The following is a 17,607-nucleotide window of genomic DNA, read 5'->3' on the forward strand; positions in this document are numbered from 1 at the left end:
TTGTCCGCGGCCCCTCAACCCCCAAGGAGGCTCAGTCCGTGCAGTCGCCGACCTCACCGTCCATCCCCACCTATTCGCCCTCCACGTCTCTGCCGAGCTTTGCGGCGCTGCGGCCCGCGTATCTCGCCGGCACGCGCACCCCGCGCGAGGATATGGAGGCGACCATCGCGCGCGTGCTGGAGCGCGAGCCGAGCCTTTCCGCCTTCGCCCATCTCGATGTCGAGGCCTGCCGGCGGGCGGCCGACGCCTCCACAGCGCGCTATCGCGAGGGGCGGCCGCTCGGCTCGCTCGACGGCTGCCCGGTCGGCATCAAGGACATCATCGAGACCTTCGACATGCCGACCGGCTACGGCAACGCCGCCTTTGCCGGCCGCAGGGGCGAGCGCGACGCAGCCTGCGTGACCGCGCTGCGCGAGGCCGGGGCGATCCCCTTCGGCAAGACGGTGACGACGGAATTCGCCATAGGCGGTCCCGGACCGACGGTGAACGCACATGATCCCGCGCGCACGCCGGGCGGCTCGTCGAGCGGATCGGGCGCGGCGGTCGGCGCCGGGCTGCTGCCGCTCGCGCTGGGCACGCAGACGCAGGGCTCCGTGCTGCGGCCCGCCTCCTATAATGGATGCTTCGGCTACAAGGGCACGCTGGGCCTGCTGCCCACCGGCGGCGTGCACCCGCTCTCCGCCAGCCATGACCATCTCGGCCTGCTGGGCGGCGGGCTCGACGACATCTGGGCGGCGGCCAGCGCCATCGCCGCCATTGGCAGCCCGGGCCATGCCGGCCTGCCGGGCGCGGGTGGTCTGCCTCCCGTGCGCCGTTCCCGCCGGCTCGTGCGCCTGTATCTTCAGGGCTGGGAGGAGGTCGAGGCGGCGCATCGCGGCATCGTCGACGCGCAGTTCCGCGCGCTGGAGGAGCGCGGCGTCGAGATCGTCAGCCGCGAGACCAGCGACGCCGTGCATCGCCTGGAACGCCATCTCGACGACGGCATCGCCGGCTCGCTCGCCATCGTCGCCTATGAGATGCGGTTCCCCTATCGCGACTACGTGGCGCGTCACGGCACGGCGATCGGGCCGCGCATCCACGAACTGCTGGAGCGCTCGCGCGACATCGACGCGGGCCGATACGCGCAGCTTCTGGCGGAACAGGCCGCCGCGCGCGATCTCGTCGCACGGACCCTCGTCCATCTCGACGCCGATGCCTACGCCATGCCGGCGGCCTCCGGCCCGGCGCAGAAGGGTCACGCCTTCACCGGCAGCCGGACCTATCTGGCCTATTGGTCGTGGCTCGGCTTTCCCGCCTTCAGCCTGCCCCTGATGGTGGCGGACGGCATGCCCTGGGGCCTGCAACTGGCCGGCACGGCGCACGGGGATGCGCGGCTCTGTTCCCTGGCCCGCTGGGTCTGCGGGGAGGACGAGGCGTGACGCCGCCAAAGGCCGGCGATCCTCGCCTCCGCGACATCGCAGACCTCGCCGGGACGGCCAGCGAGGCCGACATCGAAGACGAGATCAGCGAGGAAATCGAACAGGAGATCGGGCGCGATCTCGACGCCGATCCGGACGTGCCGCCGCTGGCCCGGCGCCTCAACCGCCTGCCGGGCTGGCTGCGGGTCGGCATGGGCGGCGCACTGGCGCTGGCCGGCGGCTATGCCTTCCACCTCTGGCATGTGCCGCTGGCCTGGCTGCTCGGGGCGCTGTTCGGCACTGCGGCGCTCAGCATGGCCGGCGTGTCGCTGCCGATCCCGACCTTCGTGCGCCAGTATGGCCAGAGCGTCGCCGGCTTCGCCGTCGGCGTGTTCTTCACGCCGGAGGTCGGCCAGCGCGTTCTCGAACTGGGCGGCGTCATCGTGGCCGCGGGCGTGGCCTCCATTCTCGTCTCGGTCGTCCTTTCCGTGCCGCTGGCCCGGTTCGGCGGCTGCGACCGCCGCAGCGCCTTCTTCGCCACCATTCCCGGCGGGCTCGCCGAAATGGCGGGCTTCGCCCACCAGTTTGGGGCCGACATCACCACCGTCTCGGTGGTGCAGAGCCTGCGCGTCGTCGTCACCGTGCTGATGCTTCCGGCCGGGCTCGCGCTCTACATGCACCACGCTGTCGAAGCCGGCATCCGGCATCCCCCGGAAATGGCGACGCTGGCGCTCGCCGGCGGCGTCGTGGTTTCCATCGCGGCGGCGCATCTGCTGAACCGGCTGCGCATTTTTAATGCGTTCCTGCTCGGTGGGCTGGCAGTCGGCATCGCGCTCGGCCTTTATGTCGATGCTCCGGTCGCGGCGCCGGACTATGCCCGTGCGGTGGCGCAGATCGCCATCGGCGGGGCGCTCGGCGCGCGGTTCCACTGGCTCACCCTGCGCCGGCTTGGCCCACGGCTGGTGCCGGCGGCGCTCGGCTCGACGCTGCTGCTCATCGCCGCCAATGTGGGCATCGCCTGGGTCGTCTCGGGCCATGTCGGCTTCCCCACAGCCGTGCTCGCGGCCTCACCGGGTGGCATCGCCGAAATGTCGCTGAGCGCCGAGGCGCTTGGCCTGGCACCGCCGATCGTCGTCGCCTGGCATCTCGTGCGCATCGTGCTGGTGGCCCTGCTCACGGGGCCGCTGTTCCGCCTCATGGAACGGGGGCTCGATCGGACGCCGGATGAGGCCTCCGATGCCTGTGCTGTGCGCCGGGACGGCACGCGCCGCTGACTTCACCACTGGCGGATATTACCTCCCGCGCGCCGAAATGGCGCGCGGGGTTGCGCTGCCATGGCATGTTGCAATGCGGCGCGATTGCCTTCGCATCTGCATCATCTCGTTCCAGATGCGCAAATTTTACGCCGCCCATGCTCGTCATTCGGGCGTCGGGTGCGTTGACGCCTTCTCTTAAACACTAGATGTTAAACACTATAGAATTGCTGATGGGAGTGGTTCGATGAAGCTTGGAATCGGTTTGAAGTTGATGGCAGGGCTGGTGGCCGCCGCTCTCGCGGCAGGCCCGGCGCTGGCCGAGGGCACGTTGCGTGTCGCGATGACGCTGGCGGATATTCCGCTGACGGACGGCGCGCCCGATCAGGGCACCGAGGGCGTCCGCTTCGCGGGCTACACGCTCTACGATCCGCTGATCTCCTATGACCTGTCGCGCTCGGACAAGTCGGCGGACCTGCGCCCCGCGCTCGCCACCGAATGGCACACCGTCGAGGGCGACAAGACGAAATGGGTCTTCAAACTCCGCCAGGGAGTGAAGTTCCATGACGGTTCGGACTTCAACGCCGACTCCGTCATCTTCAATCTCGACCGCGCCTTCAACAAGGAATTCCCGGCCTACGACCCGTCCTTCGAGCGCCAGCTGAAGATCTACCTGCCGAGCCTGAAGAGCTGGCGCAAGATCGACGACTACACGGTCGAGCTGACCACCAAGGCGCCGGACTCGCTGTTCCCCTACCAGATGCCGCGCCTGCTGATCGCCTCGCCCGCGCAGTACGAGAAGCTCGGCAAGAACTGGGACGCCTTCCGCAGCCAGCCCTCGGGCACCGGCCCGTGGAAGATCGGCGAACTGGTGCCGCGCCAGCGGCTCGAACTGCTGCCGAACAAGGATTATTGGGACAAGGACCGCGTGCCGAAGCTCGACCGGCTCGTGCTGCTGCCGATCCCGGAGGTTTCCGCGCGCACAGCGGCGCTGCTGTCGGGCCGCGTCGACTGGGCGGAGAGCCCCTCGCCGGACACGGTGGAGAAGCTCACCTCGGCCGGGATGGTCATCTCCACCAACGCCATTCCCCACGTCTGGCCCTATACGCTCAGCGAACTGCCGGGCTCGCCCTTCGCGGACATCCGCGTGCGCAAGGCGATCAACCTCGCCATCGACCGCGAGGGGCTGGTGAAGGTGCTGAACGGCCTCGCCGTTCCCGCCGCCGGCAACGTCTCCAAGCAGAGCGCCTGGTTCGGCAAGCCGACCTTCGAGGTGAAGTACGATCCCGAGGAGGCCAAGAAGCTCCTCAAGGAGGCCGGCTACGGTCCCGACAACCCGCTCAAGATCAAGGCGGCGATCTCCACCTCCGGCTCCGGCCAGATGTATCCGCTGCTGATGAACGAGTTCATCCAGGAGAACCTGCGCGACGTCGGCGTCGAGCTGGAACTCGAAGTCTTCGAGTGGGAGGCCCTGCGCGGCCGCCGCCGCGTCGGCGCGCAGGCCCCGGAGAACGAGGGCATCGTCATCCTGAACAACAGCTACAGCACCAACGACCCGTATGTCGCGGTCCTGCGCTACCTCACCCCCGAGGAGATCGCGCCGAAGGGTTCGAACTGGGGCAGCATCCGCGACGAGGAAATCGAGCGCCTCGCCAAGGAGCTGCGCAACGAGTTCGACGCGAAGAAGCAGGACGAGATCATCGCCCGCATCCACCAGCGCTTCGTCGACCGCGCCGACTTCGTGTGGGTGGTCCACGACGTGGGTTCGCGCGCGCTGTCGCCGAAGGTGAAGGGCCATGTCCACGCCCAGAGCTGGTTCGTCGACTTCTCGCCGATCTCCATCGCCCCCTGATCGGAAACCCGGCCGATGCTCCTCTATATCCTCCGCCGCATCCTCTACGCGGTTCCGATCGGCATAGGCGTGACGTTCATCGTGTTTTCCCTGGTGCACATCGCACCGGGGGATCCGATCAGCGCGCTGCTGCCGAACGAGGCCACGCAGGAAATGGTCGAGGCGGCCCGCAAGGAGTTCGGCCTGGATCGGCCCTTCCTCGTCCAGTACGCGATCTGGCTGGGCAATGCCGCCATGGGCAATCTCGGCACGTCCATCGGCAGCGGCCGGCCGGTGGCGACCGAGGTGGCCAGCGCGGTCGGCAACACCTTCATACTCGCCGTGAGCGCGGGCCTTGTCGCCTGCGTGCTCGGCTTCCTGCTCGGCATCGTCGCCGGCCTGTGGCGCGACCGCCCGGTCGACCATGTGGTCAACCTCATCACCATCGCCGGCGTCAGCGTGCCCCATTACTGGCTCGCCATCCTGCTGGTGATCGTCTTCGCCGTCGATCTCAACTGGCTGCCGCCGCTCGGCATGGGACCCGACAGGTCGGGCGGCTGGCAGTTCGACTGGGCCCATATCAGCCACCTCATCCTGCCCACCATAGCCACCGCGGCCATCCCGATGGCGGTCATCGCCCGCACGCTGCGCGCCAGCGTGGTCGACGTGCTGGACCAGGATTTCGTCACGACGCTGCGCGCCAAGGGCCTGCCCCGCCAGCGCCTGCTCTGGCACGTCATCCGCAACGCGCTGCCGACGGCGCTGGCGGTGATGGGGCTTCAGCTCGGCAACATGCTGGGCGGCTCCGTGCTGGTCGAGACCGTGTTCGCCTGGCCGGGCACCGGCTTCCTCCTCGCCTCGGCGATCTTCCAGCGAGACCTGCCGCTGCTGCAGGGCACCATGCTCGTGCTGGCCATGTTCTTCGTCTTCCTCAACCTCGTCGTCGACCTCGTTCAGAGCGCGACCGACCCGCGCATCAGGAGGGCGTGATGCACGGTACCTTCGACAGCTCCGACATCGACGCGGTGATCGTGCCCGTGCGGCACTTCAGCTACCGCCGGGTCGTGCTGGGCCGCTTCATGCGCCAGCCCATCGCCATGACGGCGGCGCTCATCCTGCTCGCCATCGTGCTGGCGGCGATCTTCGCCAATGTCGTGGCCCCGGCCGACCCGTTCCAGACGCGGGTGGCGCGCCGTCTCGCCGTGATCGGCACCGAGGGGCGCTGGCTCGGCGGCGACGAGCTGGGCCGCGACGTGCTCAGCCGGCTGATCTATGGCGGGCGCATCTCGCTCTCCATGGCGGTGCTGCCGGTCGCCATCGGCCTGTTCGTCGGCGGCTTCCTCGGCATCCTCGCCGGCTATGCCGGCGGTCGCACCAACATGGCCATCATGCGTGCCATGGACGTGTTCTACGCCTTCCCCTCCATCCTGCTGGCGGTCGCCATCGCCGGCGCGCTGGGGCCGGGCATGATGAACGGCATCATCGCGCTGTCGATGGTCTTCATCCCGCCCATCGCCCGCATGGCCGAGAGCGTGACGACACAGGTGCGCTCCTACGAATTCGTCATCGCCGCCCGGCTGTCGGGCGCCTCGACCGGCCGGATATTGCGCGAGCACGTGCTCAGCAACGTGGCCGGGCCGATCCTGGTCTTCGCCTCCAGCCAGGTCAGCGTGTCGATCATCGCCGCCTCGGGGCTTTCCTTCCTCGGCCTCGGCGTCTCGCCGCCGTATCCCGACTGGGGGCTGATGCTCTCGGCGTTGCGCCAGTCGATCTACGTCAATCCGTGGGTCGCCGCGCTGCCCGGCGCGATGATCTTCATCTGCTCGGTCTGCTTCAATCTGGTGAGCGACGGCGTACGGCGCGCGATGGAGGTTCGTCGATGAGCGTCACCTTCAGCGCCATGCAGGCGCCGCTGCCGCCGATCGAGGATCGCGGCGGCCCCTCGCAGCCCCTGCTCATTGCCCGCGGCCTGCGCAAGGAGTTCCGCCTCGCCGACGGCCTGTTCGGCGGCCGCACCGTGGTGCACGCGGTCGACGACCTGTCGCTCACCGTGAACAAGGGCGAGACGGTCGGCATCGTCGGCGAATCCGGCTGCGGCAAGTCGACGGCCGCGCGCCTTATCGCCGGCATTACCCCCGCCGACGATGGCGAGGTGGTGTTCGACGGCGAGAGCTTCTGGACGCCACGCACCCGCATCGACGCCGAGCGGCGCCGCGCGATCCAGATGGTGTTCCAGGACAGCGCTTCCTCGCTCAACCCGCGCATGACGTTGACCGAGACGCTCGCCTTCGGTCCGCGCGCCCACGGCGTGCCGACGGCGGTAGCGCGGACCTATGCGCGCGACCTGCTCGCCGCCGTGGGGCTGCCGCCCTCGCGCTTCGCCGAGCGCTACCCGATCCAGCTTTCCGGCGGCCAGCGCCAGCGGGTGAACATCGCGCGGGCGCTGGCGATCCGCCCCCGCCTGCTGATCCTCGACGAGCCGGTCTCCGCGCTCGACAAGTCGGTCGAGGCGCAGGTTCTCAACCTGCTGGTGGCGCTGCGCGAGGAGCTCAGCCTCAGCTACGTCTTCATCTCCCACGACCTCAACGTGGTGCGCTACATCGCCGACCGCGTGGTGGTGATGTATCTCGGCCAGGTGGTGGAGGAGGCGACCTCGGCGCAGATTTTCGCGGCGCCGCGCCATCCCTATACGCGGGCGCTGTTCGCCTCCAAGCCCTCGCTCGATCCGCGCCGGCGCATCGAGGCGCCGCCGCTCACCGGCGATCCGCCCGATCCGGTGAACCCGCCGAGCGGCTGCCGCTTCCGCACGCGCTGCCCGATCGCCGAAGCGGTCTGCGCCGCCGCCAAGCCGCCGCTCGCCGCCGCCGCGCCGGAGGGGGAGGGGCACAAGGTCGCCTGCTGGGCGGCCCAGCCCGGCAGCGGCCACAGCCTTGCGCCGCGCCCCATGGGAGCCCTGCAATGAACGCGCTCGCCAGGATCATTTCGGAGGGGTCGGGCGCCGCGCCGTCCCCCATGCTGTCCATTGCCGGTCTCAACGTCGCCTATCGCGGCGGTGCCGGCTGGACACCCGTCGTGCGCGGCGTGGACCTCGCGCTGGCGCCGGGCCGCAGCCTCGTGCTGCTCGGCGAATCCGGCTCAGGCAAGAGTGTGACGCTGCGCGCGATCATCGGCCTGCTGCGCGAGGAGGGCGCGCGCGTCGACGGCGAGGTGCGCGTCGGCGGACGGGACGTCAACGCCATGGCGCCGGACGAACTGCTGAAGTTGCGCGGCAACGAGGTCGGCTTCATCTTTCAGGAGCCGATGACGGCGCTCGACCCGGTGTTCCGCATCGGCGACCAGATCGCCGAGACCATCGTCCAGCACCGGGGAACGAGCTGGCGGCAGGCGATGGCGACCGCCCGCGAGCTGTTCGATCTCGTGCAGATCCCTTCCGCCGAGCGTCGGCTGAAGGCCTATCCCAACGAGCTCTCCGGCGGCCTGCGCCAGCGCGCCATGATCGCCATGGCGATGAGCTGCGATCCCCGGCTGTTGCTGGCGGACGAGCCGACGACGGCGCTCGACGCCACGGTGCAGATCCAGGTGTTGCTCTTGCTGCGCGAGATACAGAAGGAGCGCGGCACCGCCATGGTGTTCGTCACCCACGATCTCGGCGTCGCGGCGGAGATCGCCGACGAGGTGGCGGTGATGTATGCCGGCCGCATCGTCGAGCAGGGCGACGCCGCGCAGGTGCTGCTGAACCCCAGCCATCCCTACACCCACGCGCTCACCGGCTGCGTCGTGCAGGGCAGCTATCGCGACCATCGGCTGGGCGAGCTCGCCGGCGCCCCGCCCGACCTCGCCCAGCTTCCGCCCGGCTGCAGCTTCGCCCCGCGCTGTGCACGCCGGCAGGAGGACTGCCGGCTCACCGATCCTGCCCGCCGGCCGGTTGCCCCCCGTCACGACGTCGCCTGCCTGCATGCCGCCGACCTTCCCGCCGGGACGGCGGGCGGGCGGTGACGACCCAAGGAAAACGGACATGAACATGCAGTTACGGGACGACCCCGCGCGCCTGACCGCCAGCGAAGCGCGCCGCCGGATCGACGGGGGTGCGCTTACCGCGACCCGGCTCGTCGCGGCCTGCCTCGAGCGGATCGAACGCCGCGAGCCGGACGTGCTCGCCTGGGAGCATGTCGACGCTAAGGGGGCGCTGGAGACGGCCGCGCGGCTCGACGCCGGCCCCACGACGGGGCTGCTGCACGGCATCCCGTTCGGCGTGAAGGACATTCTCGACACCTTCGACCAGCCCTCGACCTACGGTTCGCCGATCTATCGGGGCCATCGCCCGCCCTGGGACGCCGCCACGGTGGCGCTGGCGCGGGCGCAGGGCGGCATCGCGCTCGGCAAGACGGTGACGACCGAGTTCGCCAACCGCCACGCCGGCAAGACTCGCAACCCGCTCGATCCCGCACATACGCCGGGCGGCTCGTCCTCCGGCTCGGCCGCGGCGGTGGCGGACTTCCACGTGCCGCTCGCCATCGGCACCCAGACCGGCGGCTCGGTGGTGCGCCCGGCGGCCTATTGCGGCGTATACGGCTACAAGCCGAGCTTCCGCCTCCTCTCCAATACCGGCGTGCGGACCAATACCGAGCAGTTCGACACGGTCGGGCTGATGGCCCGCTCCGTCGAGGATGTCGCCCTGTTCAAGGCGGCCGTCGGCGAGCTTCCCTTCGTGCCGGTGGCGCCGGACGAGGTCTCCGCCCCCCGCATCGGCATCTGCTGCACGCCGCACTGGGACCAGACCGAGCCCGCCACCCGCGACGCGCTCGACGCCGCCGTCCGCGCGCTGGAAGCGGCTGGGGCGAGGGTTGTCAATGTGAGCTTGCCGGCATTCTTCGACGCACTCGACCGCGCCCACAAGCTGATCTGCGGCTTCGAAAGCCTGCGCAACTATGCCGACGAACTCACCCGCTGGCCGGATCAGGTGAGCGAGGATTTCAAGCGCGAGCGCGTCGAGGTGGGCACCGCTGCCAGTCTCGCCGAGTTCCGCGACGCGCTGCGGCTCGGCGAGCGGGCCCGGCGCTGGATGGACGCGATGATAGCCGAGCAGGCGCTCGACGCCTTGCTGACGCCGAGCGCGGCCGGGGAGGCGCCGGAGGGCCTCGCCTCCACCGGACAGGCGACCTTCAACTATCTCTGGACGCATCTGCACATGCCGGCGGTGACGCTGCCGCATTTCACCGGGCCGCGCGGCCTGCCCGTGGGCATCCAGCTCGTCGGCCCCCGCTACGCCGACGACCGCCACCTGTCGCTTGTCGCCTGGGCCGACCGCGTGCTTGCAGCCAGTTGAGGAAATCACCGTGAATCTCAGCATGACGGCGGCCCCTGCGGCCGCGACGGAACCCTGCGACCTCTCCGCGACCGAGGCGGCGGCCGCCATCGCCGCGCGCGAGCTGTCCTCGCAGGAACTGGTTGCAAGCTGCCTCAACCGCATCGCCCGGCGCGACGATGCGGTCCGGGCGTGGGCGCACCTCGATCCCGAGCAGGCACTCGCCCGGGCGCGTGCCGCCGATGCCCGCCCGCCGTCGGGACCGCTGCACGGCGTCCCGGTCGGGCTGAAGGACATCATCGATGTGGCGGGCATGCCGACCGGCTTCAACTCGCCGATCTATCCCGGCTATGTGCCGGCCGCCGATTCCGCCTGCGCGGCGATGATCCGCAAGGCCGGCGGGCTGATCCTCGGCAAGACGGTGACGACCGAGTTCGCCAACCGCCATCCCGGCCCCACCCGCAACCCGCACGACCCCGCCCGCACGCCCGGCGGCTCCTCGCAGGGCTCCTGCGCGGGCGTCGCCGACCGGCAGGTGCCGCTCGGCATCGGCACCCAGACCAGCGGCTCCATCGTCCGCCCCGCCGCCTTCTGCGGCATCGTCGGCTACAAGCCGAGCTTCGGCGAGGTCAGCCGCGTCGGCGTGAAGCCGCATTCCGGCTCGCTGGATACGCTCGGCCTGTGCGGACGCAGCGTCGGTGATGTCGAGCTGCTGCGTGCCGTGCTCGTCGGTGTGCCCTACCGCCCCGAGGCGCCCAGCTGCCTGTCGCTCCGGGTGGCGCTGTGCCGAGGCGAGAGCTGGGAAGCCGCCGAGCCCTGCTCGCGCCAAGCGGTCGAAGAGACGGCGGCCGCGCTCGTGCAGGCCGGGGCCGAGCTGCGGGAGCTGGAGCTGCCGCCGGCGATCTTCGGCGGCTGGCTCGACGACCACCGGCGGATCGCCAATTTCGAATCCGCCCGCAGCTTCGGCCATGAGAAGCGGCTGTTCGCCGACAAGCTCAGCCGCGATCTCTACGAGGGGCGGATCCGCGACGGCGAGCGCTGCACCGTGGACGACTACATTGCCGCGCAGCGGCGCGCCGAGGCCATGCGCGGCTGGATGGACGAGGCATTCGATAATTTCGACGTCGTCCTGACCGTCGCCGCCGCCGGCGAGGCGCCGCTCGGCCTCGCCCACACCGGCGACGCCCGCTTCAACTCGCTCTGGACCCTGCTCTACACGCCCTGCCTCACGCTGCCGCGCGGCACCGGTCCGAACGGCATGCCGCTCGGCATCCAGCTCGTCGGGCGGCGCTTCGAGGACGAGCGTCTCTTCGCGATCGCGGGTGGGGTAGAGCGCCTCATCGCCGCCGGCAGCTGAGCGAAAAGAAAGAACGGACGAACATCATGGCAAGCCTGGGATTGATCGGTCTGGATCAGTTCTTCCTTCTCGGCCTCATCGCCCTCGGCGGCTCCATACTGGGCGGCATCAGCAGCTTCGGCGCGGGGCTCATTGTCACCCCGTTCCTTATGCCGGTTGTCGGGGTGAAGGCGGTGGTGCCGGTCATGTCAATCGCCATGACGCTGGGCAATTTCTCGCGCATGTGGGTGTACCGGCACCAGATCGACCGCGCCACCGTGGGGAGGATCATGCTGCCGGCCTTGCCCTGCGTCATCGTCGGCACGCTGCTCTACAGCTACCTCCCGCAGACCGAGCTGGCGGTGCTGATCGGCGCGTTCCTGCTGGTATCGATTCCGTTGCGCCGCTACATGGCCCGACGGGCCGTCGCGCCGACAACCGGCGCCGTGCTGGGTTATTCCGGCATGTTCGGGCTGATCTCCGGCGCGCTGCCGGGCGGCGGCGTCATCCTCATGCCGCTGCTGCTCGGCCTCGGGCTGGTGCGCGGGGCCGTGGTCGGCACCGACGCGCTGATCGGCATGGTGGTGAACGTCCTCAAGATCGCCATGTTCGGCAAGCTCGACCTGGTGACATGGGAGCTTCTGATCGCCGGCCTGCTGATCGGCATGTGCATGGTGCCCGGCGCCTATGGCGCGCGCTGGCTGATCGACCGGATGCACGTGAAAGTGCACACCGCCATCGTGGAGGCGCTGGTCGTGCTGAGCGGCGTCTCCTTCATCTGGACGGGGCTGGCCGGCAGCTGAGGCAGGGGAGGGCGCTCCCCTGCGCTATTTCCAGCGGCCTCGCGTCGGAATTCCGCAACACGCCGGCGCAAACCCTTCACCCGGCCCTAACACCGGCACGCGGCCGGCCCGATTCCGGCCATTACCCGCAAGCCGCGCGAATCGGCGCCGTCCGATGGAGCGCGTCTTGAATGAAGGCAGCGGCACTCCGCGGGCACTAGAAATGCCGCCCGGCTGTCTCAATCCGAACTGCACAAACGGAAAGAGGGAAAGGATCCCGGCAGTTCTCAACTGCCGGACGCCACACATATCTGTGGCGTGATGGTGCCCAGGAGAGTGTGCCAGATTTAGGAGCGGTTTCAAGCGGTTCTTCCCATGTGCGGGCACAATCCCGTGTATTGAAAACAAAGAAGAATTTTCACTGCCGCCCACACCGAATGGGAGCCGCGAAGGCGGTCCACGACGAATTCTGTGGGGCCGTTTACGACGGTCGAGTGCGCCTCGGGTCAATCGAAAGCGCTGATGGCGGCTACCGGGCTCTCGACGCGAACGGGGCCTCGCTCGGCGATTTCCCAACGCTGAAAACTGCAACGGCAGCCGTGGCTCGGGAGAGCTGTCGATGAGCGTGGTCGTAGGCTTCCCCGGTGGAGACCGTCGCCATATCGCCGTGCATCGCTACGAGGGTGCGTTTGAGGATCGCTATCTCGTCGTCCTGGTTGAACCCGACGGCCGATGGTGGGAGCGAAGCGCCTATCTGCGCGATCGTGACGAGGCCGGCGAGATCGCGACCGCCTTGGCGGAGATGTTCGGGCTACGCCTCGAGCCGATCCCGATGCGAGCGGGCGTCTGGTCGGCGGGAGGCGTGGCATGAGCGCGCTCACCGTCGTCGACACCCTTCGCCTCGCTATTGGTCAGGCCAAGGGCGCTGCGGATCTCGACCGCCTCGCCGCTACCGTCTGGGAACAGTGGGGAGCCAAGCAGCTCTGCGATGATGAGGCGGAGGCGCTGGCGGGCCTCGTTGACGTCCGGCGCAAGCGGATCGGCGGCGGGCGGCCGAAGTCCGCGACTTTGACGCTAAGCCGTTTCACGCCGCGCCGGCGGCAGGCTTCGCCGGGTCGGGAGGCGTCCCGGCGCCGGCGGCGCGGGCTGGCCAGGTCCGCACCCATGCCGGCCACGCTCGCCAGCTTCTTCACCGAGAGCGAGGGAGCGGTGCTCGCGATCGTCGCCGGCGAGGTGAAGCACCACGGCACATGCGAGCTGCCCATCGATCAGATCGCGGCGCTCGCTGGCGTGTGCCGCACGTCGGTGCAGAACGCGCTGCATGAGGCGCGCCGGTTGGGCCTCATCCGCATCACCCATCGCCCCCAGTGCGGCCGCAAGCACCTGCCGAACGTGGTGGAGATCGTCTCGCCGGAATGGCGCGCCTGGCTCAAGCGCGGGCCAACGGTGCACCGGCCGATAGGGTCCAAAACGTCAGCACAAGTCAAAAATCTGAGCACCACGAAGAACACAGAGAAGACCTTAAGAGGTCGTTCTAGGTGGAGAGGGGCAGCGGCATCGTCGCCTGAACCCTCATCTCTCCCGCTTGGTGGTCCCGTCGCTGGCCTGCGGGATGATGACATATACCGTCGTGAGAGTAACTGAGAGAAACAGGCCTCTGTTCGAACGAACACGCTGAGCGCATAGAATCGTCTATGCAGCATCAGACCCTCATCAGCACCTCGGCTCGCCCGACCGCTTCGCCGCATGCCGAGCTGGCGCGCCGCGCCGTGTTCGGACTGCCGGACGATACATGGGTGTTCGTCGAGGCCGGCACGCTGGCCTGGCAGCAATGGTGCCGCTTCTGCCGCCGTGAGATCGGCCGCATGCCGGTCGCTGCCCACGTCTTCGCATCCCTGCCGGGTCGACCGCTGGGCCGCTATCGCGGCCGCAGCCTGCCGATGCTTCGCCCGCCGGGCGAGAGCGCGCTCGACCGCATGCGGATCGCCAGCGGCGAGCGCGAGGATGACATCGCATGACCCGGGGGTGGTTCGCGACTTCTCGCTAGGGGCGCCGGACCGCTTGGGGTCCACCGCGTGAGATAGAGGCTAAATAGGGTTTTTCAATATTTGTCAGTAGGTTAGTCGGGGTCAGAAGTGCTTCAGCGGCTCTCAGGATGGTTCAGGACGGCGAAGAGCATGGCGGCGGCGGATTCGGAGCTGCTGGCACAGCTCGGCGCGCTGCCTTCCGGCCTGTCCGTTGGAGCGGCCCAAGCCATGACCGTGCCGGCGGCGCAGTCGGCGATCCGGCTGATCTCGGAAGCCGCCGCCTGCCTCGAGCTGAAGGTGATGCGTCGGATCGGCAGCACGGAAGCCGAGGCGCCCGAACATCCCACCGCGCGGCTGCTGGCCGATCGCCCGAACGACTGGACGCCGCGCTTCGAGTTCATCCGCGACATGGTCGCCGCCGCGCTGATCAGCGACAAGGGCGCGCTGGCGCTGGCGAACAAGGTGGACGGGCGCACGATCGAACTGGTGCGCTATGAACCGGCGCACTTCGCGGTCGACTATTCCGGCGACGGGCGGCTCGAGCCAAGCTTCCGCATCAACAACGTCCCGGTCTCCGCCGACGACGTGGTGCACCTGCGCTCGCCCTTCGCCCGCTGCCCGCTGTCCCTCGCCGCGGATGCCATAGGCGTCGCCAAGCTAATGGAGGGCCATGCCGGTCGGTTGTTCCGCGATGGCGCGCGGCCGTCGGGCGTGCTGGCGCTGAAGGACCGCACCTCACGGGACGCCCTGAAGCGCATCCGTGAGGCCTGGCAGCTCGCCCATGGCGGCGGCAAGTCGGGCGGCACGGCGATCGTGGAAGGCGGCGCGGAGTACACGCAGCTCACGCTGAAGTCGACGGACGCTCAGTTCCTCGAGATGCGCAAATTCCAGATCATCGAGATTGCCCGCGCCTTTCGCGTGCCGCCGTCCATGCTCTACGAGCTGGACCGCGCGACCTGGTCCAACTCCGAGCAGATGGGCAAGGAGTTCCTGACCTACTCGCTGGAGCCGTGGCTGCGCGCGCTCGAGGGCGCCCTGCGCCGGGCGCTGTTCACGCCGGACGAGCGGCGCGAGTACCGGATCGTGTTCGATCGCGACGACCTCACCCGCGCCAGCCTCACCGAGCGGGCGGCGGCGATCTCTTCGCTCATCTCGGCGCGGGTGCTGAACCCCAATGAGGGCCGCGACTGGCTCGACCTGCCGCCGCGAACTGGGGGCGAGGAATACGCCAATCCCAACGTCACCGTCACCACCCGCACCACCGGGCCGGCCCGCCGTGAGGAAGACTGATGGAACGCGCCTTCTTCGAGACCAAGGTGCTGGCGGACGAGAGCGGGGCGATCTCCGGCCTCGCCTGGAAGTTCGGCTCGCCCGACCGCATCGGCGACTGGATCGAGCCGGGCGCCTTCAAGGGCCTCAAGCTGCCCCTGCCCATGCTTTTCGGCCACGACCTCAACGATCCCGTCGGCGCATGGGACCGGGTGGAGGAGAAGGCGGACGGCCTGCACGTCGCTGGCCGGCTGCTGGTCGACGAGGTGGCCCGCGCCCGCGAGGTCCGCGCGCTGGTCAAGGCCGGCGCGGTGCGCGGCCTGTCCATCGGCTTCGTCACCCGCAAGGCGGCTGCCCGCGCGGGCGGCGGGCGGACCATCAAGGCGCTTGAGCTTTTCGAGGTGTCGCTGGTGAGCGCGCCCATGCACCCCGGCGCGAAGGTCACTTCCGCCAAGTCCGCGGCGGGAGCCTTCGCCCTCGCCGAATCCATCCGCCGCGCGGAAGCGGCCATTCGAGGAAGCTGACGATGAAGCATACCTGCCTGCACGTGCTGGCGCCCGGCGCGGTCGAACTGAAGGGCGACAATGACGATCCCAATGAGGTCGTCACCAAGGCGCTCGACGCCCTCACCAAGACCGTCACCGACGGCCAGAAGGCGCTCGGCGACCGTATCGCCGCGCTGGAGGGCAAGGGCACCACGCCGGAGCCGAAGGACGATCCGCTGTCCAAGCTCACCGCGCGGCTCGACAAGCTGGAGGCCAAGGGCAACCGTCCAAACGGCACCGGCGAGACCAAGGGCGAGCCGAGCACCGAGCAGAAGGCGTTCGCCACCTATCTACGTCAGGGTGACCGCGCGCCGGAGACCGAGCTCAAGGTGCTCACCGTCTCGTCCGACACGCAGGGCGGCTATCTGGCGCCGACCGAGATGTCGAGCGAGTTCATCCGCGACCTCGTGGAATTCTCGCCGATCCGCACGCTCGCCACGGTGCGCACCACCACGGCGCCGGCGGTGAGCTATCCCAAGCGCACCGGCACAACCAACGCCAAGTGGAAGGGCGAGACGCAGCCTCAGGAGGGCAGCGAGCCGAGCTTCGGCCAGGTGGAAATCCCGATCCGCGAGGTCAATACCTTCGTCGACGTCTCCAATCAGCTGCTCGCCGATTCCGGCGGCACGGCGGAGGCGGAAATCCGGCTCTCGCTTGCCGAGGACTTCGGCCAGAAGGAAGGCCTGGCCTTCGTCTCCGGCAACGGCGTGCTGGAGCCGGAAGGCCTGCTCACCGCCGCCGGCATCGCCGAGACGCTGAACGGCCACGCGACGAACCTGTCAGCGGACCAGCTCATCGCGCTGATGTACGCGCTGCCGGAGGCGTACCGGTCCCGCGGCACCTGGCTGATGAATGGCGGCACGCTCGCCAAGCTGCGCACCATGAAGGACGGCCAGGGCAATTACCTTTGGACGCCCTCGTATCAGGAGGGACAGGCTGAACGTCTGCTCGGCCGTCCGGTGGTTGAAGCCGTCGACATGCCCGACGTCGCCGCAGGCGCCACGCCCATCCTGTTCGGCGACTTCGCCACCGCCTACCGGATCGTCGACCGCCTGGCGCTGTCGATCCTGGTCAATCCGTACATCCGCGCCACCGACGGCATCACCCGCATCCATGCCACCCGCCGCACCGGCGCCGGCGTGGTGCAGGCCCGCGCGCTGCGCAAGCTCAAGATGGCGGTTTCCTGACGGCCGGGGGGTCTCCCCAAATCTGGATAGACCCCCTGCTCAATTTTCAGCAACCCCCTGCGCAGTTTTGCGCTGGCCCCCTTTTCGCCACGAAGGATCCTGTCATGCGGGACATCATCAGCAATATCGCCGTCGCCTCGGTCATCGCGCCGGCGGCCTATGACGCCGACAACGTGCCGGCGGCGATCGACCTCAAGGGCTTCGATGCCGCCATGCTGGCGATCCATGTCGGCGCCGGCGGCATCAGCTTCAACGGCACCAACAAGATCGAGTTCAAGCTCACGCACAGCGACGACGATGCCACCTATGAGCCGGTGACGGACGCCGACCTGCAGGGCGTCTCGGGCGTCAGCTCCGGCATCGTGCTGGCGCTGAAGGCGGCGCATCCCGATCCGAGCGTGACCCGCGTCGGCTATGTCGGCAATCGCCGCTTCATCAAGCTGCTCGCCGACTTCTCCGGCACGCATGGCACCGCGACGCCGCTCGCCGCGACCGTCATCAAGGGCCACGCGCGCGAGCGCCCGGTGGCCTGATCGAATTCCGGTGCCGAACCTTGAGGGCACGTAGCGGCCTGCCCAACAACGGAAACTCCGCCTCTCCGGCACCACCTCCAAGCGGGGTTCATGGGAGGCAAGGCGGGGAAGGTCGCGAGCACCAGCCTGTACCCATAGGCAG

17 protein-coding genes are annotated in these 17,607 nt (G+C 69.1%); all 17 read left to right on the forward strand.

Annotation, left to right across the window (positions count from 1 at the left end):
* The first annotated feature begins 38 nt into the window (after positions 1-38).
* Positions 39-1,418: an amidase gene (locus MWN33_RS05610; protein WP_247199443.1), complete on the forward strand. Its 1,380-nt coding sequence runs from the start codon at positions 39-41 to the stop codon at positions 1,416-1,418.
* The gene (locus tag MWN33_RS05615) at positions 1,415-2,671 is read left to right on the forward strand and encodes an AbrB family transcriptional regulator (protein ID WP_247199444.1); all 1,257 of its coding nucleotides are present in this window, start codon (positions 1,415-1,417) and stop codon (positions 2,669-2,671) included. Before MWN33_RS05610 ends, MWN33_RS05615 begins: the two co-directional genes overlap by 4 nt.
* A 226-nt stretch (positions 2,672-2,897) precedes the next feature.
* On the forward strand, positions 2,898-4,502 hold the full coding sequence (locus tag MWN33_RS05620; RefSeq protein ID WP_247199445.1) for an ABC transporter substrate-binding protein: 1,605 nt from the start codon (positions 2,898-2,900) through the stop codon (positions 4,500-4,502).
* 15 nt (positions 4,503-4,517) lie between these two features.
* Complete coding sequence (locus tag MWN33_RS05625; RefSeq protein ID WP_247199446.1) at positions 4,518-5,471, forward strand: ABC transporter permease; 954 nt, start codon at positions 4,518-4,520, stop codon at positions 5,469-5,471.
* On the forward strand, positions 5,471-6,364 hold the full coding sequence (locus MWN33_RS05630) for an ABC transporter permease (protein ID WP_247199447.1): 894 nt from the start codon (positions 5,471-5,473) through the stop codon (positions 6,362-6,364). Before MWN33_RS05625 ends, MWN33_RS05630 begins: the two co-directional genes overlap by 1 nt.
* Entirely contained in the window at positions 6,361-7,443 is a 1,083-nt protein-coding gene (locus tag MWN33_RS05635) for an ABC transporter ATP-binding protein (protein ID WP_247199448.1), read from the forward strand. The genes MWN33_RS05630 and MWN33_RS05635 overlap by 4 nt, the downstream gene beginning before the upstream one ends.
* Entirely contained in the window at positions 7,440-8,477 is a 1,038-nt protein-coding gene (locus MWN33_RS05640) for an ABC transporter ATP-binding protein (RefSeq protein ID WP_247199449.1), read from the forward strand. The genes MWN33_RS05635 and MWN33_RS05640 overlap by 4 nt, the downstream gene beginning before the upstream one ends.
* 19 nt (positions 8,478-8,496) lie before the next feature.
* A complete protein-coding gene (locus MWN33_RS05645; protein WP_247199450.1) occupies positions 8,497-9,807 on the forward strand; it encodes an amidase in 1,311 nt (436 codons plus the stop codon).
* A 10-nt stretch (positions 9,808-9,817) separates the two neighbouring features.
* Positions 9,818-11,143 (forward strand): amidase, encoded by a 1,326-nt coding sequence (locus MWN33_RS05650; RefSeq protein WP_247199451.1) that lies wholly within the window; start codon positions 9,818-9,820, stop codon positions 11,141-11,143.
* A 26-nt stretch (positions 11,144-11,169) separates the two neighbouring features.
* Positions 11,170-11,925, forward strand: coding sequence for a sulfite exporter TauE/SafE family protein (locus MWN33_RS05655; protein WP_247199452.1), 756 nt, complete (start codon positions 11,170-11,172; stop codon positions 11,923-11,925).
* Positions 11,926-12,523: 598 nt separating this feature from the next.
* Entirely contained in the window at positions 12,524-12,775 is a 252-nt protein-coding gene (locus MWN33_RS05660) for a hypothetical protein (protein WP_247199453.1), read from the forward strand.
* Entirely contained in the window at positions 12,772-13,548 is a 777-nt protein-coding gene (locus tag MWN33_RS05665; protein WP_247199454.1) for a hypothetical protein, read from the forward strand. Before MWN33_RS05660 ends, MWN33_RS05665 begins: the two co-directional genes overlap by 4 nt.
* A gap of 50 nt (positions 13,549-13,598) precedes the next feature.
* Positions 13,599-13,922 carry a hypothetical protein gene (locus MWN33_RS05670; protein ID WP_247199455.1) on the forward strand — a complete coding sequence of 108 codons (324 nt, stop codon included), beginning with the start codon at positions 13,599-13,601 and terminating at the stop codon, positions 13,920-13,922.
* A 159-nt stretch (positions 13,923-14,081) separates the two neighbouring features.
* The gene (locus MWN33_RS05675) at positions 14,082-15,221 is read left to right on the forward strand and encodes a phage portal protein (protein ID WP_247199456.1); all 1,140 of its coding nucleotides are present in this window, start codon (positions 14,082-14,084) and stop codon (positions 15,219-15,221) included.
* Positions 15,221-15,724 carry an HK97 family phage prohead protease gene (locus MWN33_RS05680; RefSeq protein ID WP_247199457.1) on the forward strand — a complete coding sequence of 168 codons (504 nt, stop codon included), beginning with the start codon at positions 15,221-15,223 and terminating at the stop codon, positions 15,722-15,724. Before MWN33_RS05675 ends, MWN33_RS05680 begins: the two co-directional genes overlap by 1 nt.
* 2 nt (positions 15,725-15,726) lie before the next feature.
* On the forward strand, positions 15,727-16,932 hold the full coding sequence (locus MWN33_RS05685) for a phage major capsid protein (RefSeq protein ID WP_247199458.1): 1,206 nt from the start codon (positions 15,727-15,729) through the stop codon (positions 16,930-16,932).
* A 104-nt stretch (positions 16,933-17,036) separates the two neighbouring features.
* Complete coding sequence (locus tag MWN33_RS05690; protein ID WP_247199459.1) at positions 17,037-17,465, forward strand: hypothetical protein; 429 nt, start codon at positions 17,037-17,039, stop codon at positions 17,463-17,465.
* Positions 17,466-17,607: the final 142 nt, after the last annotated feature.

The sequence above is a fragment of the Ancylobacter koreensis genome (genome assembly GCF_023016525.1).
Lineage (GTDB): Bacteria > Pseudomonadota > Alphaproteobacteria > Rhizobiales > Xanthobacteraceae > Ancylobacter > Ancylobacter koreensis.